General features: G+C 56.3%; 23 protein-coding genes and 1 pseudogene. 10 read left to right on the top strand and 14 right to left on the bottom strand.

Features of this window, described 5'->3' with window-relative positions:
• Positions 1-145 precede the first annotated feature (145 nt).
• From IPP88_11950 to IPP88_11935, 4 genes are read right to left on the bottom strand one after another with little or no spacing between them, the layout of a single operon-like run.
• Positions 146-2158, bottom strand: a complete 2013-nt coding sequence (locus IPP88_11950) for an ATP-dependent DNA helicase (protein MBL0123403.1) — start codon at positions 2156-2158, stop codon at positions 146-148.
• Between the two features lie 54 nt (positions 2159-2212).
• Entirely contained in the window at positions 2213-3391 is a 1179-nt protein-coding gene (locus IPP88_11945) for an ABC transporter permease (protein ID MBL0123402.1), read from the bottom strand.
• A complete protein-coding gene (locus IPP88_11940; protein ID MBL0123401.1) occupies positions 3388-4128 on the bottom strand; it encodes an ATP-binding cassette domain-containing protein in 741 nt (246 codons plus the stop codon). Before IPP88_11940 ends, IPP88_11945 begins: the two co-directional genes overlap by 4 nt.
• Positions 4125-5672: an alpha/beta fold hydrolase gene (locus IPP88_11935; GenBank protein MBL0123400.1), complete on the bottom strand. Its 1548-nt coding sequence runs from the start codon at positions 5670-5672 to the stop codon at positions 4125-4127. Before IPP88_11935 ends, IPP88_11940 begins: the two co-directional genes overlap by 4 nt.
• 129 nt (positions 5673-5801) lie before the next feature.
• On the opposite strand from IPP88_11935, the gene IPP88_11930 reads away from it, so the two are divergent.
• Both IPP88_11930 and IPP88_11925 read left to right on the top strand, forming a co-directional pair.
• The gene (locus IPP88_11930; GenBank protein ID MBL0123399.1) at positions 5802-6419 is read left to right on the top strand and encodes a methyltransferase domain-containing protein; all 618 of its coding nucleotides are present in this window, start codon (positions 5802-5804) and stop codon (positions 6417-6419) included.
• A 260-nt stretch (positions 6420-6679) separates the two neighbouring features.
• The gene (locus tag IPP88_11925) at positions 6680-7057 is read left to right on the top strand and encodes a C40 family peptidase (GenBank protein MBL0123398.1); all 378 of its coding nucleotides are present in this window, start codon (positions 6680-6682) and stop codon (positions 7055-7057) included.
• 65 nt (positions 7058-7122) lie between these two features.
• Here the strand turns inward: IPP88_11925 and dksA are convergent, their stop codons facing one another.
• Positions 7123-7632: an RNA polymerase-binding protein DksA gene (gene dksA, locus IPP88_11920; GenBank protein ID MBL0123397.1), complete on the bottom strand. Its 510-nt coding sequence runs from the start codon at positions 7630-7632 to the stop codon at positions 7123-7125.
• A gap of 463 nt (positions 7633-8095) precedes the next feature.
• On the opposite strand from dksA, the gene IPP88_11915 reads away from it, so the two are divergent.
• On the top strand, positions 8096-9772 hold the full coding sequence (locus tag IPP88_11915) for an iron ABC transporter permease (protein ID MBL0123396.1): 1677 nt from the start codon (positions 8096-8098) through the stop codon (positions 9770-9772).
• A 59-nt stretch (positions 9773-9831) separates the two neighbouring features.
• Here IPP88_11915 and IPP88_11910 read toward each other — a convergent pair whose 3' ends face one another.
• Positions 9832-10962, bottom strand: a complete 1131-nt coding sequence (locus tag IPP88_11910; protein ID MBL0123395.1) for a Fe(3+) ABC transporter substrate-binding protein — start codon at positions 10960-10962, stop codon at positions 9832-9834.
• 45 nt (positions 10963-11007) lie between these two features.
• Between IPP88_11910 and IPP88_11905 the strand changes: the two genes are divergently transcribed.
• Positions 11008-12069: an ABC transporter ATP-binding protein gene (locus IPP88_11905; protein ID MBL0123394.1), complete on the top strand. Its 1062-nt coding sequence runs from the start codon at positions 11008-11010 to the stop codon at positions 12067-12069.
• 172 nt (positions 12070-12241) lie between these two features.
• Here IPP88_11905 and IPP88_11900 read toward each other — a convergent pair whose 3' ends face one another.
• The 7 genes from IPP88_11900 to IPP88_11870 form a co-directional block, all read right to left on the bottom strand.
• Positions 12242-13471: an AMP-binding protein gene (locus tag IPP88_11900; GenBank protein MBL0123393.1), complete on the bottom strand. Its 1230-nt coding sequence runs from the start codon at positions 13469-13471 to the stop codon at positions 12242-12244.
• Complete coding sequence (locus tag IPP88_11895) at positions 13471-14304, bottom strand: ABC transporter ATP-binding protein (protein ID MBL0123392.1); 834 nt, start codon at positions 14302-14304, stop codon at positions 13471-13473. Before IPP88_11895 ends, IPP88_11900 begins: the two co-directional genes overlap by 1 nt.
• A gap of 90 nt (positions 14305-14394) precedes the next feature.
• The gene (locus tag IPP88_11890; GenBank protein MBL0123391.1) at positions 14395-15711 is read right to left on the bottom strand and encodes an ABC transporter substrate-binding protein; all 1317 of its coding nucleotides are present in this window, start codon (positions 15709-15711) and stop codon (positions 14395-14397) included.
• Positions 15712-15834: 123 nt separating this feature from the next.
• Positions 15835-16899 carry a branched-chain amino acid ABC transporter permease gene (locus tag IPP88_11885; GenBank protein MBL0123390.1) on the bottom strand — a complete coding sequence of 355 codons (1065 nt, stop codon included), beginning with the start codon at positions 16897-16899 and terminating at the stop codon, positions 15835-15837.
• A 2-nt stretch (positions 16900-16901) separates the two neighbouring features.
• On the bottom strand, positions 16902-17798 hold the full coding sequence (locus tag IPP88_11880) for a branched-chain amino acid ABC transporter permease (GenBank protein MBL0123389.1): 897 nt from the start codon (positions 17796-17798) through the stop codon (positions 16902-16904).
• Positions 17798-18613: an ABC transporter ATP-binding protein gene (locus IPP88_11875; GenBank protein MBL0123388.1), complete on the bottom strand. Its 816-nt coding sequence runs from the start codon at positions 18611-18613 to the stop codon at positions 17798-17800. Before IPP88_11875 ends, IPP88_11880 begins: the two co-directional genes overlap by 1 nt.
• 17 nt (positions 18614-18630) lie before the next feature.
• On the bottom strand, positions 18631-20628 hold the full coding sequence (locus IPP88_11870) for an AMP-binding protein (protein MBL0123387.1): 1998 nt from the start codon (positions 20626-20628) through the stop codon (positions 18631-18633).
• A gap of 373 nt (positions 20629-21001) precedes the next feature.
• Between IPP88_11870 and IPP88_11865 the strand changes: the two genes are divergently transcribed.
• Positions 21002-21667, top strand: coding sequence for a Crp/Fnr family transcriptional regulator (locus IPP88_11865; protein MBL0123386.1), 666 nt, complete (start codon positions 21002-21004; stop codon positions 21665-21667).
• Positions 21668-21835: 168 nt separating this feature from the next.
• Here IPP88_11865 and IPP88_11860 read toward each other — a convergent pair whose 3' ends face one another.
• The gene (locus tag IPP88_11860) at positions 21836-22777 is read right to left on the bottom strand and encodes an MBL fold metallo-hydrolase (GenBank protein ID MBL0123385.1); all 942 of its coding nucleotides are present in this window, start codon (positions 22775-22777) and stop codon (positions 21836-21838) included.
• Between the two features lie 11 nt (positions 22778-22788).
• On the opposite strand from IPP88_11860, the gene IPP88_11855 reads away from it, so the two are divergent.
• The 5 genes and pseudogenes from IPP88_11855 to IPP88_11835 all read left to right on the top strand — a co-directional run bounded on the left by IPP88_11855 (position 22789) and on the right by IPP88_11835 (position 25908).
• Positions 22789-23676, top strand: coding sequence for a CoA transferase (locus IPP88_11855; protein ID MBL0123384.1), 888 nt, complete (start codon positions 22789-22791; stop codon positions 23674-23676).
• A gap of 2 nt (positions 23677-23678) precedes the next feature.
• Positions 23679-24444 (top strand): annotated as a pseudogene (locus tag IPP88_11850) (3-hydroxyacyl-CoA dehydrogenase).
• Positions 24441-24806: a tetratricopeptide repeat protein gene (locus tag IPP88_11845; GenBank protein MBL0123383.1), complete on the top strand. Its 366-nt coding sequence runs from the start codon at positions 24441-24443 to the stop codon at positions 24804-24806. The pseudogene IPP88_11850 and the gene IPP88_11845 overlap by 4 nt, the downstream one beginning before the upstream one ends.
• A 45-nt stretch (positions 24807-24851) precedes the next feature.
• The gene (locus IPP88_11840; protein ID MBL0123382.1) at positions 24852-25466 is read left to right on the top strand and encodes a tetratricopeptide repeat protein; all 615 of its coding nucleotides are present in this window, start codon (positions 24852-24854) and stop codon (positions 25464-25466) included.
• Positions 25417-25908: a tetratricopeptide repeat protein gene (locus IPP88_11835; protein ID MBL0123381.1), complete on the top strand. Its 492-nt coding sequence runs from the start codon at positions 25417-25419 to the stop codon at positions 25906-25908. The genes IPP88_11840 and IPP88_11835 overlap by 50 nt, the downstream gene beginning before the upstream one ends.
• The last annotated feature ends 153 nt before the right edge of the window (positions 25909-26061 follow it).

Raw genomic sequence — 26061 nt, 5'->3', positions numbered from 1 at the left:
CTATGGCACCCCGATTGGGTGCCGAGCCTGTGCTCGCATGCAGGCTTGTCGGCAGCGCCGTTCCGGCGTTTTCGGTGAGCTTTTCACTCGCGTCCGGCCATTTCCAGCTGACGAATTCCTGAAATTGAGTTTTCTGCTGATCCTGTTACGCGTCGCCGGATGCGTTGCTTCGAAAAAACTGCACTGCCTCGGCTTCGTGGCGCGTGCGTTTCATCGGCGGCAGACTCTGCCAGATGCGCTTGCCATAGGGCTTTTCAACCAGCCGTGGATCACAAATCATCAGCACGCCGCGGTCGGTCTCATCGCGAATCAGCCGGCCCGCACCTTGCTTCAACTTGATGGCGGCATGCGGCACCTGATACTGCATGAAGGCATTTCCGCCGGACTGGGTGATAGCATCAATGCGCGCGGCCAGCACCGGATCGTCTGGCGGCGCGAACGGCAGCTTGTCGATCACCACCAGCGATAATGATTCGCCCTTTACATCTACGCCTTCCCAGAAAGACTGGCTGGCCACCAGAACGGCATTGCCGAGTTTGCGGAAACGATCCAGAAGCTCAGTTCGGGTTCCTTCGCCCTGCACCATTAGCGGGTAATCCCAGCCTTTGCGCGCCCAGTGGTCCTTTAGAAACTCGTAGGCACGATCCATCGCCCGTAGCGAAGTGAACAATAGAAACGCGCGGCCCTCGGCCGCCTCAATCAGCGGCAGGGACGCGGCAACCACCGCCTCGGTATGATCGGGCGTATTGGGTGCAGGCATTTTCTCGGGGACATAGAGCAACGCCTGTTGCGGATAGTCAAACGGCGAAGGCCAGGTCGCCGTCACCACCCGCCGTTCATTGAAGGCATCGCCTTCAAAGTCGTCGGCACGTTCGTCGTCCACCAACCCCAGTTCTCGTTGGTAATGCGCGAATTCGCCCTTCACGGCAAGGGTGGCGGAGGTAAATATCCATGCGCGCTTTTGGGCGAAAACCTGTTCGTGGAAAATACTCGCCACCGACAGTGGCGTGAGGTGAAACGCGAGCGAATGACCAAATACTTCCGCCCACCGGATATACCCTTCAACCGGTCCCTGCTTGCCGTCACCGCGCCAGCCCGCCATGCGTGCGGCAAACTCATCCGCGCGTTCAAGGCAGTTTCCCAGTTCCTGCGCACGGCCCGCTTGACTCTCGAGCATTTCCCGCAGTTCCGCGAGCTTTTCTTGCGTATCGGTAAAAGCCAAGTCGAAACCTTCGCGCTCGGTTACCGCCTGCCCAGGCAACCTCGCGGAGTCCTCGGTCATCACCAGACGCAGATCGCGTGCAGATTTGTCAAGCACGAGCGCCGCTTCCTGTAAGTCCTTGAAATCCGCGGCATGCGCGATGCCCATCAGGCGCGCGTCGCGCGCAAGTTCAGTCAGTTGCGAAGTCGTCACGACATCACCGAAGAACATCGTTGCCGTTTCCGGTAATTGATGGGCCTCATCGAAGATCACGGTATTGCATGCCGGCAACAAATCCTGCGCACCGTCGTCTTTTAGTACCAGATCCGCAAAGAAAAGATGGTGATTGACCACGACCACCTCCGCCTCCATGGCGGCCTTGCGCGCTTTCATGACGAAGCAGGCTTCCACCTGGCTGCATTGCGAACCAAGACAATTTTCGCGCGTGGATACCGCCATCGACCAGGCGCCTGATCGCTCCGGCACATCCGGTAGTTCGGATTTGTCGCCGGTACCGCCACCGTTGAGGCAGCGATCCGCGAAGCGGCGAATGACCTGGATATGCCTCGTGTCGTCACGATTCAGGAAACGGCCATCGGCGACAGCATTGTCCAGGTGATGAAGGCATACATAGTTGGCGCGCCCCTTCAGCAAGGCCGTGCTGACAGGAATATTCATCGCGCCTTTTACCGTCGGAATGTCACGGTGAAAGAGCTGGTCCTGCAAAGTCTTGGTGCCGGTGGAAATAATGACCTTGCCGCCAGAACGCAATGCCGGTACCAGGTAGGCGAAGGTCTTGCCAGTACCTGTGCCTGCTTCGGCGATCAGGACTCCCGCACGATCGATGGCCTCACCGATCTTTTCCGCCATTTCGATTTGACTCTCGCGGTGGCGAAATCCCTCAATGCGTTTCGCCAAGGGGCCCGCGGGGCCGAACAATTCTCTCAATTCAGACATGCCACGATCATACCGTGCGGCAACGGCTTCTCACGGCGTGCATCACCGAATTCGCTATGCCCGCCCGAAAATTATTTTCTCCTTTGTCAGGAGTTTCGAAATCAGCAGGATTGCGAAAGCGGTAATAACCGTATTGATTGCCAGCGGAACCAGGAAATGCATCGCATCCACCGGGTCACCTCGCAAGATACGGGTTATGACCATCAGTTGCCCGAGCATCGGCACGAAAAGCTGCCACGTAGCATCCTTCAGTTGCCCAAATATCGTCACCATGGGAATCATCGAGACGGCGGTAATGAGATAACTCACGTAGGTCTGCGCTTCCTTGAACGTGCGGCCATAAGTGGCGATAAGCATTTGCAGCGCGCCCATGGCCGGCGCAAAGGACAACATGGTCAACCCAAAGCCGAGAAACTGCATGCCGGTGATCGACATGACCGTTTCAAGCTTGGGCATCGGCATGAACCTCAGCGTCAACCAGAATCCGGTCAGCGTGAGCGCTACAACGCCGACACCATAGACACCGACGGCAAGCCATTTACCAGTGGTCAGGGCACCACGACTGACTGGATTCATCAACAGAGGTTCGAGCGATCCGCGCTCGCGCTCGCCTGCGGTCATATCAATGGCGATCGCGGTACAGCCCGTGACACAGACGATCAGCGTGATGAACGGGATCATGAAGAGTATTTGTGCCGCGCGTTGCGATGGCGTACCCATATTGACATTGCGTACTTCAACGGGACGGCCGATTAGCGGCGAAACGCCACGCGCAATCAGCCGCTGGTTGGTGACTTCGCCGTTAAAACCGGAGATCAGACGGCGCAGCACGCCAATCGACACATTTCCGGAGTCCTGGCGGGTGTCATCGAAGATCAGCTCCACATTTGCGGCGCCGGTCAAGAATTTTTCCTGGAAGTCCTTTGGGATAACCAGCGCTGGATCGTGCTTGCCGGTTTTGATCAATTCACGGAAATCCGGCTTTGGCTCCAGAATGGTGATGTCCTGACGTGCCAGAAAATTGGCGAGTTGCGGAGCGTTTTCCTTGCCCTGCACGTAGACCTCGCGGGCTTCGGCCTTCTTTTCGATGCTCGAAATAAAATAGCTCATTCCGGCCAGCATGATTGGCCCCATTGCAATCGACAGCAGGAAGATCATCGTCGCCGTCCGCTTGTCGCGCAAATGGTCGGTGAGCTCTTTCTTGCAGACGGTAAAAATTGTCGCCAACATCATGCAACCTCCGGCCGCAACTCATGCGTTTCCGAGAGCGCGACGAAAGCATCTTCCAGATTGTCCTTGCGACTCATTTCCAGTAACTGGTCTGTAGTCCCCTGTGCCGTCACGCGCCCCCTGGCAATGATAATTATCTCGTCACATAAAGCCGCCACTTCCTGCATGACATGGCTGGAGAACATGACAGTCTGCCCTTCGGCCTTCAAGCGCCTGATCAATTCGCGCAGCGCCCGCGTGCTCATGACATCAAGCCCATTGGTCGGCTCATCAAGGATCACGTTGTCGGGCTCGTGGATCAGTGCCCGGGTGATGGCGACTTTCATGCGTTCGCCTTGCGAGAAGCCGTCCGTGCGCCGGTCCAATATCGATTTCATGTCAAGCCAGTCGACAAACCTGGCCAGCACTTTCTCAGACCGCGCGATATCCATGCCTCGCAGTTCCGCGTAATAGCGAATATTCTCTCGCGCGGTCATTCGCACATAAACACCCCGCGAGTCGGTAAGCAGCCCACAAGCGCGGCGCGCGCCGTCCGGGTCGCCTGCCACATTGATGCCATCGATATTCACTGTGCCGGCATCGATGGAAATCAACGTACCGATCATACGAATGGCTGTCGTCTTGCCGGCACCGTTCGGGCCAAGCAGCCCCGTGATGGCACCGCTTTTTGCCGTAAACGAAACGCCGTCAACGGCCTTGACCTCGCCAAATCGTTTATTCAGACCACGGACTTCAATCATTTCGCAGCCCCTTCCGTCAGTCGTTGCGGCGGGCTTCTTTCCAGGCTGGCAATTCCATGCTCCGCTTTTTTTTGCATCGGCTCAAAGAACATCGGTCGCGGCAAACGATCAAGGCACTGGCCATCAAGACTTGCCACGTTGGCGGTCTCGATGAACCTCTTGATCAGCTTTGGGGCACAGCCGCGCCCACTCACGCCATGGCCAATGTTGTTTGCCACCAGATGCAGGGCATTCGTCAAGGACTTCTTTACCTCTTCGCCGAATAGTGCCGGTGTGACCGGATCGAGGCCTCCACTCAGAATCAACACGGGTTTGTCCGATCCGACCGGTTGATGGAAGTCCTTCGCCATCGCCCCCCGGGGCCAGTCATTGCAGGCCTTTAAATAGTCGCGCACAAACATCCCCCCGAACGGCGCCGCAACCAGCTCGCCTTTATCCGCGCCAATACGCGGAACATCCTCGGCACACACAACCGAAAACTGCATGCCCAAGAACATTTTTTCTTCCGCCAATTCGCCAAATGCAGAAGTCATGGCCAGCAGCGGTGCATACCGGCCCTCTTTTGCGCTGACCAGTAGTTCAGGCAGAAGTGCGGTCATCTCCGGCACGTACAAGGTGGAAAAAATCGCCCTTAACACGGCATCTTTTGTAACCGCCACCTCGCGAAGAATGCCCGTCAGTGCATCTGGCAGGGAAACTTTTTGCGGCTGCTTGTCAAGGCTTGCCAGCAATTCATCGACCTGCGATTTCAATTGTGGAAACTGCTTTACGCATGCGCGCTCTTGGGCGCACGCGGACAGCATCTTGTCGTAGGCCGCGCCTGCGTCACGCGAAAACGTGACCGGCATCATCATTGACGGCGGAGCGACGCCATCGAGGACAACACTTCGTACGTGGGCAGGATAGCGCCGCGTGTATTCCAGCGCCGCCCGCGTCCCATACGAGGCGCCCCACAGGTTTATCTTGTCGTACCCAAGGGCGGCGCGCACGTCATCGATGTCGGCCATGGCAATGGTTGTCGTGTATTGCGTCAGGTCGGCTCGTTTTGCGAGCTTGTCCCGGCATTCCAGGAGAAGCTTGCGGTTTACCTGGTCACGCTTGATCGGGTCGACTGTTTCCGGTGTGTTGCGGTCGCTAAACCTGCAGCCAAGGCCATTGGATTTTCCCGTGCCGCGCTGATCGACAAGCACAATGTCCCGCTTGCCATTGAGCCCACCGAGGATTATCAGCGACTCTCGCGCGAGTTCGGTCGCGGCCTGCCCGGGGCCACCCGCAAAGAGAAAGACCGGATCGGCTTCCTTGATGCGCGCGGTGGCTGGCAGCACCACAATATTCATGGCGATCTTCCTACCTTGCTTTGTCTCCCGATTCTCAAAAACATCGAGCGTGGCGCATCGGACTTCATTGTCCACGTTGGCCGCGCGGCATCCATTCAACGTCAGTGTCGCACCCGGTACGCTGGCCGTCTCGCTACATGCCGCCACCAGTACAGATACCACAATGATCCCCATCGCGTGCAACGCCGTTCTCGCTATTTTTTGCATGGCACAACCGTCCCAGACTTGTTGAAACTTGGCGCACCTTATCGGCAACGGTGATCAAAGTCAAAAACAGTGAGACAAACCGCCGGTTTGCCAGTATCAACCCATGAAAACGAGCCCTATAATTCGCGCATGAGTTCATCTTCCGGCAATCCCAGTTTTCCGCGCCATGACCCGGCAACGCCTGCCTTTTGGGATGTACGCTTCGAGGCTGATTTCATTCCATGGGACCAGGGCGCGGTGCCGCAATGTCTGGCTGACTATGTCTCCCGCCATCCGGCACCAAAAAAAACCTTGATTCCAGGCTGCGGCTCGGCCCATGAGGCACGCCTTCTGCTTGACGCCAACTGGCCTGTCACGGCGATTGATTTTTCGCCGGTCGCCGTCGCGCAAGCGCGCAAGATTCTCGGACCGCTGGGCGCGCACGTGCGAGAAGCGGATTTTTTCGGCGACGATCTGGCGAAGGAACGATTTGAGATGATTTACGAACGGGCCTTCATGTGCGCATTGCCGATCAAATTGCGAACCGCATGGGCAGAGCGAGTTTCCCGGCTGTTGTTACCTGGCGGCAAGCTCTTCGGCTTTTTCTATTTCGACCAGACCGTGAAAGGACCACCGTTCGGTATCGATCCGGAAATGCTCACGTCCCTGCTCGCGAAGGATTTTGAGTTGATTGACGTTCAAGTGCCAACGGATTCGATTCCTGTGTTTGCGGGCAAAGAAAAATGGCAGGTTTGGCAGCGCCGCTAGTTTGCCGCGCCTCGATGTTCGGCGGCTTTTGTGAGCATCGATCATCGAATGCAGCTTGTCGCGAAAAGACGCGGAATCTGGATCGTAGTACGCGGTAAGATGGGCGCGTGAAAAATAGTTTGTCATGCGCCGCGTTACTGATTTTCACGGCAAGTGCCGTGCAAGCGAACGTGGACGCCCGGCCGGCCATCAAGGATGTTCCCGCCATCTCTTCAGCTGCTGAGACAGCGGTAGTCACAACGAGTGTCGGTTCACGCCGGATGCAGAATCTCCTAATGCATGCGCTCTCCTCGATTGGTGTGAATTACCAGTTCGGCGGAAACGGGCCGGAACAGGGTTTCGACTGTTCCGGATTCGTCCGCCATGTATTTGGCGAAGCGCTGGCAATGGAATTGCCGCGCAGTTCAATTGAGATGAGTAAAGTCGGCAATCCTGTGGAACAAAGCGAACTCCTTCCCGGCGATCTGTTGTTCTACAACACGCTGAAGCGCCGCTTTTCGCACGTGGGCATTTATCTGGGTGAGGGGCGATTCGTGCATGCACCCTCGCGCGGCAAAGGCGTGGAAATCGTGGACATGTCTGACACCTACTGGAAAAAACGCTTCAATGGTGCACGCAGACTGGTCGATCCCGAGTAAATCCCAATCGCAGAAATGCAAACGGCCACTTGCGTGGCCGTTTGATAGCTGACGAAAATGGTGAATCACTCACCGTACATTTTTTGCTTCAATTCCCGACGCTCCTGCGCTTCGATAGTCAACGTCGCTGTCGGACGCGCCATCAGACGCTGAATGCCGATGGGTTCGCCGGTTTCCTCACAATATCCGTAGCTTCCATCTTCGATTCGCATGAGCGCAGACTGCACTTTTTTCAGCAGTTTGCGCTCCCGATCACGCGTACGTAGTTCAAGCGCGTGCTCTTCTTCGAGTGTTGCGCGATCGGCTGGATCGGGTGCCACTGAAAGCTCGCGCAAGTGCTCCGTGGTCGCGCCCGCATTTTCACGCAGTTCACTCTGCAAGTCGAGAAGACGCTGCTTGAAAAACGCAAGCTGCTGCTTTGACATGTAGTCGGTCCTGGCCTGCTTGACCACTTCGGCTTCCGACATTCCTCCGCCAACCTTTACATTGCTGGGTTTCGGAAGCGATTTGTTTGCGGGTGGCGGCGCGACAGCTACATGCCTGTCTGCGGGCATCTTATGCGCTCCAACCGGCATCTTGACAGCAGTCTTCTTTGCGACCGTGGGGGCTGGCTTCGGCACCGTTTTCTTTACGGCTTTGGGGGCCGGCTTTGGGGGCACTTTCTTTGGTGCCTTCGGTACCACTTTACTCGCTACTTTGCCCTTGGCAACCTTGGCGGTCGCGACCTTGGCAACCTTGCTGCCAACTTTTGATTTCGTTTTTGCTTTTGCAGTGACCAACTTCAACTCTCCTGAGGCGACGTGCTAGATCGTCCGATTTGCCTGCAGATTATCGGAAGTTAGGCCATATCCAGAGTGGATGCGGCGAAAAGCTCCCGGAACTTGAAAAACGCGTAAGTGTACTGAAACCATGAGGCAAATTCAATGTAATTCTTTTTGTGAAAGCGGTTATTGATCAGCCACAAACTTGGCGCGTTCGCGTTGAGACCAATCAATAATGATTCTTGTTACAATTTACATCTTGAGATCGTTGCCAATAATGAAATTTCACCCTGTGAGCCGCCGACCAAATCTCGAATGGACAGACAGTTTGCGCTATCTCGGTGCCGCGGTGGCATTGTTGATACTCGTTCCAATTGCAGGTCTCGTATTCAGCATTTTTGCCGCTGACGGCGGCGCATGGACACATATCGTTCGCACCACCTTGCCGGAACTGATCAGCAACAGCCTCTTGCTGGCGGCAGCGGTGGCAATCGGCGTTGTGTCGATCGGCACAATGTGCGCATGGATCACCGCGCAACACGATTTCCCAGGTCGCGCCGCGTTTGAGTGGCTGCTGATCCTGCCACTGGCGATGCCAGCCTATGTCATGGCGTACGCTTACACCGATGTCCTTCAGTTTGCAGGCCCCATACAAGGATTTCTGCGAGAGTCATTCGGCTGGCAGGCGAAAACCGACTACTGGTTTCCAGAGATTCGCTCGCTCGAAGGGGCGGCAGCCATGTTCACCTTCGTGCTCTACCCTTATGTCTACGTACTGGCGCGTGTGGCATTCCTCGATCAATCCTCTTCACTCGCCGAAGCCGGTCGCACATTTGGCTATGGCCGCCTCGGCATCTTCTGGCGAATATCACTTCCGCTAGCGCGTCCCGCCATCGCGGCCGGCGCCGCCCTGGCATTAATGGAAACGCTGGCAGACTACGGCACCGTCTCCTATTTTGGCTTGCCTACATTTACAACGGGCATTTTCAATGCGTGGTTTTCGCAAGGTGACCGAGCATCTGCCAGCAAACTTGCCGCCATTCTCCTGCTATTTGTCTCGATGGTGATAGTGATTGAACATGCGTCCAGGCGGCGTTCGCGTTTCCACCAAGGGGGTACCCAGACGCGTCCGCGGATCACCCTCAACGGAATGGCTGGCTGGAGCGCGACAGTGGCCTGCACTATTCCGATATTTATCGGATTTGCATTGCCGACAATAATTCTTCTGAAACTATCGATTGGCGATGGCGACACGAGTTTTGGGGCTCGCTTTGTCCAGCTTGCCGGAAATAGTTTCGTCGTGGCCGCAATTACGGCGCTGATCGCAATCACAGTCGCCTTGCTGTTGGCTTATGGGGCACGGGTGCTGAAAAGTCGCTGGAGCCGTCTGGTAAATGGCGCCGTTGGCCTGGGCTATGCCATACCTGGAACCGTAATCGCTGTAGGCATACTCATTCCAATTGCGCATCTCGACCATGGGCTGGCTGACCTCATGGAAAGAATATCCGGGCACGCCGTACCCTTGCTTCTGACGGGTAGTGCCGTTTTGCTGATCTATGCCTACCTGATTCGCTTTCTCGGCATTGCACTGCAGAGTGTCGACGCGGGTCTCGCCAAGATCACACCAAGCATGGACGATGCCGCTCGATCACTTGGCGCGAACCCATCGGGCGTGGCAATTCGGGTACACGTTCCCCTGCTTCGGAGCAGCCTGATTTCCGCCGCATTGCTGGTATTTGTGGATGTGATGAAAGAACTGCCCGCCACGCTTGTCTTGCGCCCGTTTAATTTCGATACGTTGGCCGTTCAGGCGTATAGCCTCGCGATGGACGAACGCCTGGCCGAAGCGTCGACCGCATCACTGGCAATAGTAGGCGTTGGTCTCATTCCGGTCATATTGGCCTCGCGTGCGATCACGCGTCCAGCGCAAGTTCTTTGTCCACCAAAAAGGTAGTTGCTCATCGACAGCGCAAACCTTAACTGGTCGCAACTTGGAACGCAATTGCGCGCAGTTTACTTCCAGCCCGCGCGGTCAAATGTTTGCGCCGCTGCGGCATAGTTCTTTCCGACCATGTCCATCGCGAGTGGGTCACGCTTGAATTCGCCAAGAAGTTTGAGCTCGCGATTCTCGGCTTTGCCAACCACCGGGTATTCATTGTTGCCATTGGCAAAATAGTATTGGGCACCGGGACTTGCCAAATACTCAAGAAACTTGATGGCTGCATCCCTGTTCGGCGCGTATTTGGCGACACCCGCACCTGAGATATTGATATGTGTACCCCGGTTTGACTGGTTTGGAAAAATCACGCCTACCTTTTCGACGATCGCACGATCCTCTGGCTTGTCGGATTTCATCATTCGTGCGAAGTAGTATGTATTACCCAAGGCGACATCGCATTCCCCGGCGGCTACCGCTTTGATCTGGTCGGTATCACCGCCTTTCGGTGTGCGCGCCATGTTTGCGACGACTGCCCTCGCCCAAGCCTCGGCCCTGTCAGGTCCGTTGGCGGCAATGATTGACGACATCAGCGACAAGTTGTACGGATGCATGCCAGAACGCACACAGATTTTTCCCTTCCATTTTGGGTCTGCCAGCGATTCATAGTCCGGAAGTTTGCTTGCATCAACGCGTGCCTTGGCATAGAAGATTGGGCGCGCACGTACCGAGAATCCGTACCAAGACCCATCGGGCGCCTTCAGTTCGTTGGGGATATATTTGTCGAGCAGAGCGGACTTCACCGGCTGGAACAATCCCATTTGCTGCGCTTTCAACAGGCGTCCCATGTCAACAGTAATCAGGACGTCGGCCGGGCTTCTGTCTCCCTCGCTTTTCAATCGCTCTATCAACGGATCTTCGGGACCTTCGATGCGATTGATTTTTATGCCCGTGGCCTTTTCGAAATTGGCATATAGCGCCTCATCGGTTTGGTAGTGCCTCGACGAATATAAATTCAGCACCTTTTGCTCTGCGGACGCATTCGGGGCAATGGTCAGAATTGCCAATACCAGTGTTACAAGAAATCGATTTTTCACGTTAGGTCCCAGGAAAATATTAAGTTGATTGCTCGTTGGCCACCTGCAACATCTATTGGAGTGAGCAGCTCTCGTACTTGGCCATTCAATCTTAATGCGAACGATTCGCATTTGTCAAATTAGTTTCAAATGCAGCATATGTTCTATACTCAAAACATGAGCAAGTTTCTTCAGATACAAGATGTTAGCTTTAGCTACCCGGATGGACATCAGGTCTGCGAGCATCTGTCCTTCAGTGTGGACGAAGGTGAAATTGGCTGTCTGTTAGGTCCAAGCGGCTGTGGAAAAACGACTATTCTGCGATTGATTGCCGGCTTCGAGCGCCCTGCAAATGGCGAAATCCACGTGCGCGACAGGTTGCTGGCGGACATCAAACAATCACTGCCACCGGAAGTCCGGCGTGTCGGCGTGGTTTTCCAGGATTACGCGCTCTTTCCGCATTTGTCTGTGGCAAGCAATGTCGAATTCGGACTGCGCGGCATGGCTGCAAAAGTCGCCAACGCACGCGTGGGTGAAATGCTCGCACTCGTGCGCTTGACAGGCGAGGCGCACAAATATCCGCACGAGATTTCAGGCGGTCAGCGACAGCGTGTGGCACTGGCGCGCGCGCTCGCGCCACGGCCTGCCTTGCTACTGCTCGATGAGCCGTTTTCCAATCTGGATGTGGAATTGCGAGAGAGCCTTGGACTTGAAGTCCGCGACTTATTGCGCAAGCTCGCCACCCCCGCGCTGCTGGTCACGCACGACCAACATGAAGCGTTTTCAATTGCCGACAAAATCGGCGTGATGAACTGCGGCCGCATCGAGCAGTGGGACACCGCATACAACCTCTACCATCGGCCCGCATCGCGTTTCGTGGCGAACTTCGTGGGCCAGGGCGTCTTGCTGCGGGGAACGGTGCTCGCTGATGGATGCGTCGATACGGAACTCGGCGGCATGCGCCCCACCAACTTGCCTGCCGGCAAGATTGCGGAAAGCCAATATGCGGATGTGCTGTTGCGTCCCGATGACATACTTCACGATGACTTGAGCCCGTTGCAGGCAGAGGTGTTGCACAAGGCTTTTCGCGGCGCGGAAATTCTCTATACCCTCAAGCTGGCCAGCGGCGCCAATGTCCTTTCACTTGTGCCCTCGCACCACAATCACGAAATCGGACAGAAAATCGGAATTAGACTGGAAATTGACCATGTCGTGGCCTTTCCAGCGGCGGGCGATTGATCGGCAAAACGTAGAACGCCATTTGGGGCGGCTTTTCAGGCGTTTTCGGCCCAGAAGGCCCACCAATGCTAGGGTTTCGCCCACGGGCGTATCTGCAATCGCTGCATGTTGCCAGTGTGCGCCCTGCGCTGCTCATGTGAAGCGTGCTCTTCAGGGCGATCGTCACGCAACCTCAAGCGTAACTGCGAATATCTTCAATGACCTTTCCATCGTTGGGCAACGTGCCAGGATTCACCGCCAGCACATCACCGCGCAGCTTGGTAATTTCGCGAATCGACTCTGCAACACCTTCCACATTCAATCCCGCAACATTTTCGCACAACAGTCGCATGGCATCATTGCCATCAATATGGCTTACAACCAGTCGGGCCTTCGCGACTTCCGGATGACGCTTCACTATTTCCGCCACTTGATGCGGATGCACAAACATTCCACGCACTTTGGTGGTCTGGTCGGCGCGCCCCATCCAACCCCTGATGCGCATATTGGTGCGGCCGCATGATGAAATACCTGGCAGCACCGCTGACAGATCACCGGTCGCAAAACGCAGCAACGGGTAGTCGCGATTGAATGTGGTGATCACGATTTCGCCAACTTCCCCCGCGGCAACCGGATCACCGGTACCGGGCCGGACAATTTCGAGAATGATATTCTCGCCGGCGATCAAGCCATCACGGGCCGGCGATTCGTAGGCGATCATGCCAAGATCCGCCGTGCCATAGGCTTGGCATGCCTCGATGCCGCGCGCCTTCAGCAGTGCTTGCACCGGTGGCAGGAAGGCTTCGCCCGACACCAGCGCCCGGCGAATCGAACGCACGTCGGCTTGTAACTCGTCGGCTTTTTCCAACAACAATTTGAGAAACGACGGCGTGCCGACATAGCCCACGGGCCTCAAGGCCGAGATGGTCGCCACTTGCATTTCGGTCTGCCCTGTTCCGGCCGGAATGACCGCACACCCCAGCGCATGCGCGCCGGTTTCGAACATCGATCCCGCCGGCGTCAGGTGATACGAAAAAGTATTGTGGATAATATCGCCGGATCGAAACCCAGCCGCGAACAGGGGCCGCGCGGTGCCCCAGTAATCGGCGGTTCGTCCCTCGGGGTCATAGATTGGACCGGGGGAAACAAACAGTCTCGCCAGTCTTCCGGGTGCAACGGCCGTCAGGCCACCAAATGGCATGTTCAGCTTCTGCAACTCATGCAAATCGGATTTGCGCGTCACCGGTAGCGTGGCCAGCGCATTACGCGTGGTGATGGCCCGCACGTCGATGGCTGCCAGTCGCTCACTGAAATATGGCGCATTCGATTTCGCATAGGCAAGCTGATCCGGCAATGCGGCGAACAACTCTCGCTCGCGCTGCTGCGGATCTCGGACTTCGAGTACATCGTAGTGGTCTTGCATCATGCCAGCCAACGCTTCCGGCGGCGGTAATGTTTTACATCGCGGAACGACTTCCGCCCCGCTTTCGAAATTCCCAGATAGAACTCTTTCACGTCCTCGTTTTCGGCAAGATTTTTTGCCGCGCCTTCCATCACCACCCGCCCGTTTTCGAGGATGTAGCCAAAATCCGCGTATCGCAGCGCGACCATGGTGTTTTGTTCGGCAAGCAGAAAGCTCACTTTCTCCTTCTGGTTCAGGTCACGCACGATCTCGAAAATCTCCTCGACTATTTGCGGCGCGAGGCCCATCGAAGGCTCGTCGAGCAATATCATGTTTGGCCGCGACATCAACGCCCGGCCAACCGCCGTCATTTGCTGTTCACCTCCGGACGTGTAACCCGATTGCGCCTTGCGGCGTGTCTTGAGGCGCGGAAAATAGGCGTAGACCTTTTCGAGATCCGCGTTGATTTCAGCTTTTGACACGTTGCGGGTATACGCGCCGGTAAGAAGATTTTCCTCTACCGTTAAATGCCCGAAACAATGGCGGCCTTCCATAACCTGTATGACGCCACGCTTCACAAGATCCGACGGTGACAGTTGATGGACCTTTTCGCCACGGTATTCGACCGAGCCTTTGGTGACGTCACCACGTTCACTCTTGAGCAGATTCGACACGGCCCGCAGCGTAGTCGTCTTGCCCGCGCCATTGGCACCCAGCAGCGCCACAATGCCACCTTCAGGGACATTGAGTGACACGCCCTTCAGCACCAGGATGACGTGGTTGTAGATGACTTCGATGCCATTGACCGACAGCAATGGACGGGCGGTGTTTGCAGAAATGGCGGCAGTGGACATATGGAAAAATAGTGAAGATTGTCTAAGTGTTCGCGGCTGGGCGTTATGCAGAATTACGCAAAACGCCCAGAGACTAACCCTCAGCTCGAATCAGCTTTCCTTCTTGCAATCGCGCACTTCCACTTTCTTTTCGGCCGCATATTTCCTGGCCTGCGCCTCAACCATCGGACGCAAGAACTTGTTGTCCGCTTCATACCAGTCAGAGGTGTAACTCCAGGTTGTGCCGTCCCAGGTATGGACGCGTGCCTTGCGAGTGCCCTCATGATCCGCGCACGACGTTTTCAACGGCTGGACGATGCCATCAAAACCAAGGGCCTTGAGGCGAGCGGCATCGAGATTGAGATTTTCGGCGCCCCAGCGCACTTGTTCACCGGTCAAAGGTTTTTTGCCAAACTTGGTTTGGGCCTTCACCACCGATTCCACCAATAGCATCGCGCTGATCATGCCGCGGTTATACAGAACATGGCCGACATCTTCTTTCTTGCCTGTGCCTTTGTTTTTATCGTAAAGCACCTTCATCAGGTCCTTATGAACGCCGGCATTTTTTTCGTTGGAATGTCCAAGAGACAATCCGTTGTAGCCCTTTGCCGCCATTTCAGCCGGCAACACATCCGGCTCCGCCGCGCTCCACCACACACCGAACATCTGCAGGCGCGGATAGGAAACATTGATCGCTTCACGAATTGCCGTTGAATTCATCACGCCCCAGCCCCACAGGAAAACGTAGTCGGGGCGTTGCTGACGAACCTGCAGCCAGGTTGCCTTTTGCTCGACGCCCGGGTGAGTCACGGGCAGCTTGAGCAATTCGAATCCATGCTTTTTGGCGTGCTCTTCCAGTACGGGAATCGGCTCTTTGCCAAAAGGAGAATCGTGATAGACCAGCGCGATCTTCTTGCCTTTCAGGCTGCCTTTCTTGGCGACGTGCTGCACGAGCATATCGGCGGCACTCCAATAAGTCCCGAGCAGCGGGAAGTTCCATTTGAAGACACTGCCGTCAGCCGATTCACTGCGGCCGTAGCCGGTCGTGAACATCGGAATTTTGTCGCCAAACGTCTTATCCGTCAGCGCGTATGTAATGCCGGTCGAAAGGGAATTGAATCCCGTCGCGCCAGTCGGACCTTTACCCTTCAGCCGCTCGTAACACTCGACTCCGCGATCGGTCGCGTAGCCGGTCTCACACTCCTCATACGTCAGCTTGACGCCGCCAATACCGCCATCGCGTTCGTTGATCAATTTCAGGTAATCGACAAATCCATTCGCCCATGGCACGCCGTTAGGCGCGTAGGCACCGGTTCGATATACCAGAACCGGGACAAATTGTTCGTTCGCCTGCGCAAACGCACCGCCCGCCGTAAATGCCGCGGCGATGGCGCATGCCAAGCCTGCTGTTTTCCACCTGGTCTTCATTTCCGTCCTCCTGTTGATATGGGTAACTTCGCTCGTTGCTTGCTTTGGCATTGCTGCTCTTTTTGACATGACATTCAGGGACTCATGGTTTCTGCAACTACGTCATCGACATCGATTGCGATATCAGTGCGGGAACGGCCAAATGCGCAGCTTTTCCTTGGCGATCGCCCATAGCCGCGCCAGTCCATGCGGCTCGACAATGAGGAAGAAAACGATCAGCGCCCCGAAAATCATGAATTCCAGATGCGACGCGGTCGCCGTCGATATCGGGATGCCGAACCAGATCGGTACCTGATTCAGCACCAGCGGCAGGACGACGATAAACGCCGCGCCAAGAAACGAGCCGAGGATCGAACCCAAACCGCCAATGATAATCATGAATATCATTGTGAAGGATCGATTGATATCGAACGCCAGAGGCTCCCAGGAGCCAAGGTGAACGAACGCCCACAACGCACCGGAAACGCCAACAAAAAATGAGCTGACCGCGAATGCCGACAACTTGGCGTAGACCGGTCGAATGCCGATAATTTCGGCGGCCACGTCCATGTCCCGTGTGGCCATCCAGCTGCGGCCAATGTTCGATCGAACCAGATTCTTGGCGATCAATGCAAACAGCACCACGATTGCCAACACAAACCAGTACTTGGCAATGGGCGAATCCAACTTGAACCCGAACATCTCCACCACTGGTGCGCTTACCGAGCCAGACGACGAATCGTTGGTAAGCCACTTCACGCGCGAGAACAGCCAGTCCATGAAAAACTGCGCGGCAAGCGTCGCCACGGCGAGGTACAGCCCCTTGATGCGCAGGCTGGGAATGCCGAAAACCATGCCGACGACGGTCGTAATTAAACCCGCCAAAATGAACACAACGAGAATGTTCAGCTCCGGAATTCGCACCGCGATGTTGTAAGCCGCGTATGCGCCGACCATCATGAACGCACCAGTACCAAGGGAAATCTGCCCGCAATAACCAACCAGCAAATTGAGCCCGATTGCCGCCAGCGCCAGAATCAGAAACGGAATCAGAATCGCGCGAAACAAATATTCCGAGGCGAACATCGGTACCACGGCAAACGCAACGGCCAGCACCAGCCAGATAAACCACTTGTCCTGTTTGATGGACAGTAACGCCTGGTCGTCGGCGTAGCTGGTCTTGAATTGGCCATTCTCTCTGTAAAACATCGTCAGACCCGATCAATATGGCGTTCGCCGAAGAGACCTTCGGGCCGCACCATCAGAAATGCCAATGCCAAGCCGTAGGCAAACCAGTTCTCAATGCCGCCGCCAATGATTGGCCCCAGATAAACCTCGGCGACTTTCTCGCCGACGCCGATGATCAAGCCGCCGACTATCGCGCCCGGCACCGAGGTGAAGCCACCAAGGATCACCACCGGAATCGCCTTCAACGCCACCAACGCGAGTGAAAACTGCACACCCAGTTTGGAGCCCCAGATCACGCCAGCCACCAGCGCGACGAAGCCGGACACACTCCACACGATCACCCAAATACGGTTGAGCGGGATTCCCACGGATTGCGCGGCCTGATGATCGTCTGCCACCGCCCGCAATGCGCGGCCAACGGTCGTTTTCTGGAAAAACAGCGCCAGGAACAATACCAGCGTACCGGCGACCGCTGCGGCAACCAGGTCTTCAATATTGATAAGAATGCCGCCGGGAAATGTGCTCTCAAAGATGATCCTGGGCTCCTTCGGCAAACCGAGGTCAATCGGATAGATGTCCGAGCCAAATATCAACTGGCCAAGGCCCTCAAGAAAATATGTCACGCCAAACGTAGCAAGGAAAAGAATGATGCCTTCCTGATTGACAAGAGAACGCAGCACGAGGCGCTCGATTAGCCATGCCACAATCACCATGATGCCCATCGCCAGAACAAATGCCACTGGCATCGGCATTTTTTCCGACAATCGTGCGAATGCCAGCGCGGCGAACAACACCATTGCGCCCTGCGCGAAATTGAATACGCCCGACGCCTTGTAAATCAGCACAAAGCCCAGCGCGACCAGCGAATACAGGACGCCCGCCATGAGGCCCCCCAGGATGACTTCAATGAACGGCCCCATTAGTGCCCCACACCCAGATAAGCATTGATGACGGCCTGATTGTTGCGTACATCATCGGGCACGCCATCACCGATTTTCTTGCCGTAGTCCAGCACCACGACCCGATCGGAAATATCCATCACAACTCCCATGTCGTGTTCGATCAACACGATGGTTGTGCCGAACTCTTCATTCACATCCAGCACGAACCGGCACATGTCCTGTTTCTCTTCCACATTCATGCCGGCCATGGGTTCGTCCAGCAGCAGCAATGTCGGTTCCGCGGCGAGCGCGCGCCCGAGTTCAACGCGCTTTTGCAGCCCGTACGGCAAGCGCCCAACAGGCGTCTTGCGAATCGCCTGGATTTCGAGGAAATCAATGATCTCCTCGACGCGCGCGCGATGGGCCAATTCTTCCCGCTGGGTAGCACCCCAGTAAAACGCCTGCTGAAGAATGCCCGTCTTCATCATCAGGTTGCGTCCAGCCATCAAATTGTCCAGCACGCTCATGCCTTTGAACAGTGCGATGTTCTGGAACGTGCGCGCCACCCCTTGCGAAGCCACCTTGTGTGGATTCATCTGGTGGCGCTTTTCGCCCTTGAAATGGATCGTGCCTTGTTGCGGATGGTAGACGCCATTGATCACGTTGAGCATTGAGCTTTTGCCGGCGCCGTTCGGGCCGATGATGGCGCGGATCTCGTGTTCGCGCACATCGAAGCTGATGTGTGACAAGGCTTGCACGCCACCGAAAGCGAGCGAAATGTCCTCAAGGGCAAGTATGACTTCACCTGTTTTGCGCCCTGGTTTTGGCGGAATCACTGCGCTCATGGCGGCCATTGCCGAGTTAGCGGTCATCATGCCGCCTTCCGGTTCATCTGCGCGGCTTCCGATGGCCCATACGTTTTCGCGTCCGCAACCTTCAGCTCCGCGCGGATCATGCCGCTGCGGCCATCCTCGAACTTCACCAGCGCGTCAATTTGCACGCTCGGCGCCGACCCGTACAAAGCGTCAATGATCTTTTCATACTTGTCGGCGATGATGTTTCGGCGCACCTTCCGTGTGCGGGTCAATTCACCATCGTCGGCATCAAGTTCCTTGTGCAGGATGACGAAGCGCCTGATCTGCGACGTAGCCAACTTCGGGTCGCACGCGAGATCGAGATTTACCTTTTCAATACATTCGCGGACGAGTTCATATACCTCCGGCTTGGCGGCAAGATCGGTATAGCCCGCATAACCGAGATTGCGTCGCTCGGCCCAATCGCCCACCGCATTGACGTCGATATTGATCATGGCCGTGGCATGATCCCGGCCATTGCCAAACGCCACCGCCTCCTTGATGTGCGTAAAGAATTTCAGCTTGTTCTCAAGATACTTCGGCGCGAACATTGTTGCATCCGTCAGCCTGCCCACATCCTTGGCGCGGTCGATGATTTTCAGATGGCCATCGTGATCAAAGTAACCGGCGTCGCCGGTCCGGAACCAGCCATCGGCATCGATCGCCTCGGTAGTCGCTTCGGCGTTCTTGAAATAGCCTTTGAACAGACCTGGCGTCTTGACCAGAATCTCACCGTCGCCCGACAGCTTGATTTCACACCCCGGCAATGGAGGGCCCACCGTGTCCGATCTCACCGCGCCATTAGGCTGCACACACACATATACCGTGGTCTCGGTCTGTCCGTATATTTGCTTGAGGTTGATGCCAATGGAACGGTAAAACACAAACAGGTCGGGGCCGATTGCTTCACCCGCCGTGTACGCCACTTTCACGCGGCTCATGCCTAGCGCATTACGCAACGGCCCATAGACCGTGAAGCCGCCCACCGCATACATGATGCGATCGGTGAGACTGACTGGCTCGCCATCGAGAATCCTTGATCCCACCCGTCGCGCCAGATCCATGAAGTAATGAAACGCCTTGCGCTTGAGATAGCTCGCGTCTTCCATGCGAATCATCACGGACGTGAGCAAGCCTTCGAGCACGCGCGGCGGCGCGAAGTAATATGTTGGCCCGATCTCCCGCATGTCGCTCATCACGGTCTCGGCGGATTCGGGGCACGATACACAGAAGCCCGCGACCATCGACTGGGTATACGAAAACAGGTTCTGGCCAATCCAGGCCATGGGCAAATAGGCCAGCAATTCTTCGTCGGCATCAAGGTGCTCGAATTCGCAATAGGTGCGCCCCGTCGCAATCATCGCTTCATGGGTTAGCACCACGCCTTTGGGGCTGCCGGTCGTTCCCGAGGTGTAGAAAAGTGCGGCGATATCTTCCGGCCTGCCTTTCTCGATTTCCTGTTCGAAATGATCTGGATGCGCATCGTTGAATTCGCGCCCGCGCCGCTGCAGTTCGTCGAAACCGATGAGCTCCGCCTGCCCTTCCATCTGCCCATAGCGCCGCAGTCCGCGCGGATCGTCGTAGATGATGTGCGTCAGCTTCGGGCATTGCGGCAGGATTTCCAGCAACTTGTCGACCTGTTCCTGATCCTCGACGATCGCGCAGGCAATGTCGGCATTCTGGAACACGAATACCATCTCTTGTGCCACCGCATCCTGATAGAGCGGAACCGGAATGCCACCGAGCGATTGGGCGGCGGTAATAGACCAGTAAAGACGCGGCCGATTTTCACCGATGATAGCCAATGCATCGCCGCGCCGGAATCCGAGTGAAGCCAGACCGCCCGCAAGCGCGCGAATTTCCGCGGCACTTTGGCTCCAGCTGAACGTCTGCCAGATGCCCAGGTCCTTTTCGCGCAATGCGGGGCGATCACCACGTTCCGCGGCGTGCTTTAGCAGCAAACGCGGAAAGGTGGTGGGACTCGCGACTGGAACGGGCGGCGCCATGCCTGGCATCGCATTCTCCTCAATTCGGCTGTTATTATTTTGTTTGACCGTCGCATTCGATATGTCGATACACGCGGCCTTGTTTCAAGCAGTGTAGCCAGCTGCAACGTGCCCGGTTGTCGCCCAAACGACAATCGGCGGACATTTCAATTCCTGTTTCATGTTACTCCAGGCCCGGCTGACAAATGCAGGAAATTGTGCTCTCGGCCAAGACTGAATTGAATGCGCCAGAAAGTCGCGTTTGCAGCGGGCCACACGCCGGATACGCGCGAATTATCGCGTTCAAACGCCCATGATCCGGACGCAATTCGGCACGTGTATAGTTGACAGCAACATGTCAAGTTCTCTATTGCACCGCACAAAAATCACGTCATCGCCTGACATGGCAACCTTCCTCTCGAGTTGCCGCTGGGCGGAGAATTTATCGGCTGAAGAACTGCAGCGCGTTGCGTGCGAAGTGATCGAGCGCAATGTGCCGGCTGGCGGCTATGTTTGCCGCAAAGGCGAGCCGGTCGGATGCTGGATCGGCGTGATTGACGGCCTGGTGAAGATGAGCAATCTTTCTGCCAGCGGAAAGCTCACCACGCTTACCGGTGTGCCTTCAGGTGGCTGGTTTGGTGAGGGCTCGCTGTTAAAAGACGAACTTCGCAAATACGACATCCTCGCGCTGCGCGCCAGTCGCATCGCATACATGCCGCGCGCCACGTTCAATCGCTTGCTGGACACCAATCTCGGCTTCAATCGTTTCCTGCTGGCGCAGTTGAACGAAAGGCTGGGGCAGTTCATCACCCTGGTTGAAAGCGAGCGATTGCTGGAACCCGACGCGCGCGTGGCACGATCGCTGTCCGTCTTGTTCAACCCGGTACTCTGCCCGGATATTGGCCGTCAGATACAGATCTCACAGGAAGAAATCGGTTTCCTCTCCGGCGTCTCCCGCCAGCGCGTGAATCAGGCACTGCAGGTGCTGGAAAAAGCCGGCATGCTGCGGGTGGATTACGGCAGCGTGACCGTGCTTGATTTGCAGGGCTTACAGCGATTCGGCGCGTAACGGTCACGGGAAAACGCGCGCGGCGCCACGCGCGGAGGTTTGCCAGATTGAAGTGTTCGTACCTTTGCGGAATGCTGGCGGACCGGTAAACCTCAAGCACTGACGCGCCTTTCAAGGCACAAATGGCTGAAACGCCGCACCAGCGCTAGAGTTTGTATTTTCTTTCGCCTACGCCCGCATCATCGGCCTGACCAATCCATCTTCCAATGCCAGCGCCTTCGCTGCCACCAGTTCATTGATCATATGTGTCGCCAGCGCGTCGTTTGTACCGCTGAGAAACTCATTACGCAGCCGTCGATAAACCGGCACCGATTGCAGATACGCCGGCACGTCAGCCGCTTTTATCTCCCCCTTGTCCAGAAGCGCGAAGACGAAAAGGCTTTTGGCGACGTGGCGCGCATTTTTGACCGGGTCCCGCTCGAAAGCGGTCAATTTGCTTCGAGCATCCGCAAGCGACTTGGCCACGTCCGAAAATGGCGCACCATGCCCTGGCACCACGATCGCCGGATTGAGTTTCTCGATGGTGTTCAACGCGGCTTGCGCGGCGCGCGTATGGGGATTGGGATCGGCAACGTAATATTTTTCCGGCCACACGAAACCCAGTCCCCGCTCCCATAGCGCATCACCGGTGATGAGAATGCGCGGCCCCTTGGCAAAGAACATCAGGGCATCCATGTCGTGTCCCGGTGCGGCGTAGGCCTGCCAATGCTGGCCGCCGCCTTCAAACGTATCACCCGCCACCATGGTGTCGTCAAACTCGAATTCCTCCACGTACTGATCCATCTCCTCGGACCAGCAACTCTGTTCCGTCCATGGCACGACATGTTTCACCTCGCCAGCGGGAATTGTCACGCGGCAGTCGTAATGCTCCCGCAGCGCGCGATTGCCCCCCATGTGGTCGCTGTGACAGTGCGTATTGATCAGCCAGTGCAATGGCGCATCGCTCAAGGCACCGGCCACATGACGAAGGGTTGCCTCGGCATGACGTCCATAGCCACTGTCGATCAGGACATTCCAATCTTTTGACGCAAGGACAATCTGATTGCAATTGAGCCAGCCGCGCTCAATAACGGTAACGCCAGGGGCAAGCTGATGAAAGATCGCGGACATATAATCCATTCATGAATACACAAACAAATATTAGCACTCCGACTTTGTCCGCGGCACTTGCGGGAATTCGCGTCGTCAGCATCGCTCTCAATCTTCCCGGCCCAGCCTGTGCGCGGCGCCTGGCAGACTTTGGCGCGGCCGTCATCAAGGTTGAACCACCAGATGCGCTCGGCGGCGATCCCATGCGCCAGTACGCACGCAGCTACTACGATGAACTGCATCAGGGGATCGAAATTCGAGCGCTCAATCTGAAGTCCGCTTCCGATCACGCGACGCTGGATGAACTGTTGGCAAACGCGGACATTCTCCTCACATCACAGCGCGACGCGGCCCTCGAACGCCTGAAACTGAACTGGGACTCCCTGTCGGCGCGCTTTCCGCGTCTTTGCCACATCGCGATCGTAGGGTCTGACGCAGGAAACGATGCCGGCCACGACCTCACCTACATTGCCGCCGCCGGGCTGGCAACCCCGCCTCAGCTCCCGGCCACGCTGATTGCCGATCTTGCGGGGAGCGAACGTGCCGTCACGGCAACGTTTGCCGCACTACGACTTGCACAACAGACCGGCCGTGGCCATCGCCTTGTCGTATCGCTGGAGACGGCAGCGAACGCATTTGCCGGGCCGCACCAACACGGACTCACGTGCCAAGGCGGACTCTTGGCGGGTCGACATCCCGGCTATAATTTCTACGAAGCCAGCGACGGCTGGGTCGCGCTGGCGGCCTTGGAACCACATTTCGTCGCGCGCGTGGAAGCCGCGTCCGGCGTCGCATTCACACACGCAGCCTTGGTCGAATACTTTCGTCAGTACGGCGTCAGTCACTGGGCCCAATGGGCGCAGGAAAACGACGTCCCCCTCGCAACCATTCCTTCTCCTTCACCAACTTCCCACCCCTAAAAATGAAAATTCAAAACTCAACCTTCCTCATCACCGGTGGCGGCTCGGGCCTCGGTGCCGCGACCGCGCGCATGCTCGTCGCCAATGGCGCCAATGTGGTTCTGGCCGACATCAACAAGGACGCCGGCGGAAAAATGGCGACCGAACTCGGCAGTCATGCGCGATTCCAGGAAACCAATGTCAGCGACGAAGCAAGCGTACAGGCGGCGGTTGATCTCGCCCTGTCCGCATTCGGCGGACTTCACGGCGCGGTGAACTGCGCCGGTGTGGCGCCGGGGGAACGCGTGGTCGGTAAAATGGCCCCCACTCGCTCGCGAATTTCCGCCGCGCGGTGGAAATCAATCTGATCGGCACCTTCAACGTCATTCGCCTCGCAGCGCATGCCATGTCGACTCAGACACCGAACGCCTCCGGCGAACGCGGCGTGATCATCAACACGTCATCTGTCGCATCGTTCGAGGGACAGATCGGTCAGGCCGCCTATTCCGCCTCGAAAGCCGGCGTGAATGGCATGACGCTGCCCATCGCGCGTGAATTCGCGAAACTCGGCATCCGCGTCATGACCATCGCACCGGGCATTTTCGATACGCCCATGCTGCAAGGCATGTCGGAAGAGGTCCGTGCATCGCTCGGCGCGCAGATTCCGTTTCCCCGTCCGCCCGGCGACCGGACGAATACGCGGCGCTGGTCAAGCACATCATGGAAAACGAGGTATTGAACGGCGAAGTGATTCGGCTCGATGGGGCGATTCGGATGGGGGCAAAGTGACAATCGCTCAAGCAGATTGTCGAATTGAACTGCGCGATCGAAAACTGATGAATACAAACAAGCTAGCGATCGCTTTGTTGTTGCTCCACCTTGCATTAACCGCAGGTATGTCTGCCTGCACGCAAGTGGTCGGGTCAGATACATGGCGTAGTTTGGATGAAGAAGCCATGGCCCTCTACGACAAGGGTCAGTATGATCGCGCGGTTGTCATGGAAAAAAAAGCCCTCCAACTTGCGGAAGTGGCACTAGGCGACCGGCATCCGTACTTTGGCATCCTGCTGAACAATCTCGGATTGCAATACGAAGCATTGGGCCAATTTTCGCTGGCTGTGACCCATTACAAGCGCTCGCTCGCGATCTAGGAAAGTAAGGAGTTGGGCCAAGAAGATGCCTCTTTGGCTGTGACCTTGAATAACCTTGGCATGTCGTACGAGAAACAAGGTAAGTATGTGCAAGCCGAACCCCTCCTCGCACGTTCACTTTCTATTAAGGAAAAGGTACTCGGCCCTGAAGATCCTTCTGTTGCAACAAGTTTAAGTAATCTTGCTGCGCTATATGTCACGGAAGGACATCATACGAAGGCAGAGCCTCTCCAAAAGCGTTCGCTGGCGATACGTGAGAAATCTCTTGGCCCCTCACATCCAAGCGTTGCCAATAGCCTTATGAATCTTGCCGAACTGTACCGCGTCCAAGGCAGATACTCAGACGCAGAGCCACTCGACAAGCGGGCACTTGCGATCCGGGAGGAAGCCCTAGGCCCGGACCATCCGGCAGTTGCCAAAAGTCTAAATAATCTTGGGTCGACATACAGCGCCCAGCGTCAATATGCGCTGGCGGAGCCACTCTTCAAACGCTCACTCGCAATTGAGGAAAAGAGCTTGGGACCAAATCATCCTTCCGTGGCTACGAGTCTAAACAATCTTGCGCTTCAGACGGAACCAACGCCAGTATTTGCTGGCCGAGCCTCTCTACATGCGTTCATTGGCAATCATGGAGAATTCACTCGGGCCGAATCATCCTGACGTAGCGACTAGTTTGAACAATCTCGGCATGCTGTACAAAGCTCAAGGAAAATATGCAGATGCCGAACCTCTCAAAGTTGCCCCGTCGATCAGGGAGAAGTCGCTCGGCATAGATCACCCTGATGTTGCACAAAGCTTGGAGAATTTGGCAGCACTCTACCGAAGAAATAGCCAGAACGAAGACGCCGAGAGCCTTGAAAGGCGTGCCGCCCCCTTGATCCGGCAAGGAGAGATGATTCGGAGCAAGCCGAGGTTGATCAAGGCAAGTGGACGAGATTCCAGCGTCTTTGTGCGGCGTAGGGTGGGCAAAGCGAAGCGTGCCCACGGCCAACGTTACGCGTGGGTACGCTACGCTTTGCCCACCATACACGCTGGTTTCACGTTTTCGCCAAAAAATAACAATCGATCGCTCTATCTCGCCTCCACGACTTTCGCGCGATAATCTGCCTATCCCATTTCGCTCCCGCAGCTTCGGAGAACACATGAGTTTTGATACCCACATCAACGACGACATCGACGCCCTGCGCAACTCGGTCAAGCGCCTGTGCGACGCGGAACTCGCGCCGCGCGCCGAGGCGATTGACCGGGACAACGC

The sequence above is a fragment of the Betaproteobacteria bacterium genome, assembly GCA_016720925.1.
Taxonomy (GTDB): Bacteria; Pseudomonadota; Gammaproteobacteria; order Burkholderiales; family Usitatibacteraceae; genus UKL13-2.
The sequence above is the reverse complement of the archived record's forward strand: the minus strand, read 5'-3'. Positions and strand labels throughout refer to the sequence as shown.

Bases quoted from the DNA above. Each gene is read 5' to 3' on its own strand.
- IPP88_11950 (MBL0123403.1), bottom strand. From the start codon at position 2,158: ATGTCTGAATTGAGAGAATTGTTCGGCCCCGCGGGCCCCTTGGCGAAA.
- IPP88_11945 (MBL0123402.1), bottom strand. From the start codon at position 3,391: ATGATGTTGGCGACAATTTTTACCGTCTGCAAGAAAGAGCTCACCGAC.
- IPP88_11940 (MBL0123401.1), bottom strand. From the start codon at position 4,128: ATGATTGAAGTCCGTGGTCTGAATAAACGATTTGGCGAGGTCAAGGCC.
- IPP88_11935 (MBL0123400.1), bottom strand. From the start codon at position 5,672: ATGCAAAAAATAGCGAGAACGGCGTTGCACGCGATGGGGATCATTGTG.
- IPP88_11930 (MBL0123399.1), top strand. From the start codon at position 5,802: ATGAGTTCATCTTCCGGCAATCCCAGTTTTCCGCGCCATGACCCGGCA.
- IPP88_11925 (MBL0123398.1), top strand. From the start codon at position 6,680: ATGCAGAATCTCCTAATGCATGCGCTCTCCTCGATTGGTGTGAATTAC.
- dksA (MBL0123397.1), bottom strand. From the start codon at position 7,632: ATGCCGGTTGGAGCGCATAAGATGCCCGCAGACAGGCATGTAGCTGTC.
- IPP88_11915 (MBL0123396.1), top strand. From the start codon at position 8,096: ATGAAATTTCACCCTGTGAGCCGCCGACCAAATCTCGAATGGACAGAC.
- IPP88_11910 (MBL0123395.1), bottom strand. From the start codon at position 10,962: ATGCGAATCGTTCGCATTAAGATTGAATGGCCAAGTACGAGAGCTGCT.
- IPP88_11905 (MBL0123394.1), top strand. From the start codon at position 11,008: ATGAGCAAGTTTCTTCAGATACAAGATGTTAGCTTTAGCTACCCGGAT.
- IPP88_11900 (MBL0123393.1), bottom strand. From the start codon at position 13,471: ATGCAAGACCACTACGATGTACTCGAAGTCCGAGATCCGCAGCAGCGC.
- IPP88_11895 (MBL0123392.1), bottom strand. From the start codon at position 14,304: ATGTCCACTGCCGCCATTTCTGCAAACACCGCCCGTCCATTGCTGTCG.
- IPP88_11890 (MBL0123391.1), bottom strand. From the start codon at position 15,711: ATGAAGACCAGGTGGAAAACAGCAGGCTTGGCATGCGCCATCGCCGCG.
- IPP88_11885 (MBL0123390.1), bottom strand. From the start codon at position 16,899: ATGTTTTACAGAGAGAATGGCCAATTCAAGACCAGCTACGCCGACGAC.
- IPP88_11880 (MBL0123389.1), bottom strand. From the start codon at position 17,798: ATGGGGCCGTTCATTGAAGTCATCCTGGGGGGCCTCATGGCGGGCGTC.
- IPP88_11875 (MBL0123388.1), bottom strand. From the start codon at position 18,613: ATGGCCGCCATGAGCGCAGTGATTCCGCCAAAACCAGGGCGCAAAACA.
- IPP88_11870 (MBL0123387.1), bottom strand. From the start codon at position 20,628: ATGCCAGGCATGGCGCCGCCCGTTCCAGTCGCGAGTCCCACCACCTTT.
- IPP88_11865 (MBL0123386.1), top strand. From the start codon at position 21,002: ATGGCAACCTTCCTCTCGAGTTGCCGCTGGGCGGAGAATTTATCGGCT.
- IPP88_11860 (MBL0123385.1), bottom strand. From the start codon at position 22,777: ATGTCCGCGATCTTTCATCAGCTTGCCCCTGGCGTTACCGTTATTGAG.
- IPP88_11855 (MBL0123384.1), top strand. From the start codon at position 22,789: ATGAATACACAAACAAATATTAGCACTCCGACTTTGTCCGCGGCACTT.
- IPP88_11835 (MBL0123381.1), top strand. From the start codon at position 25,417: ATGCGTTCATTGGCAATCATGGAGAATTCACTCGGGCCGAATCATCCT.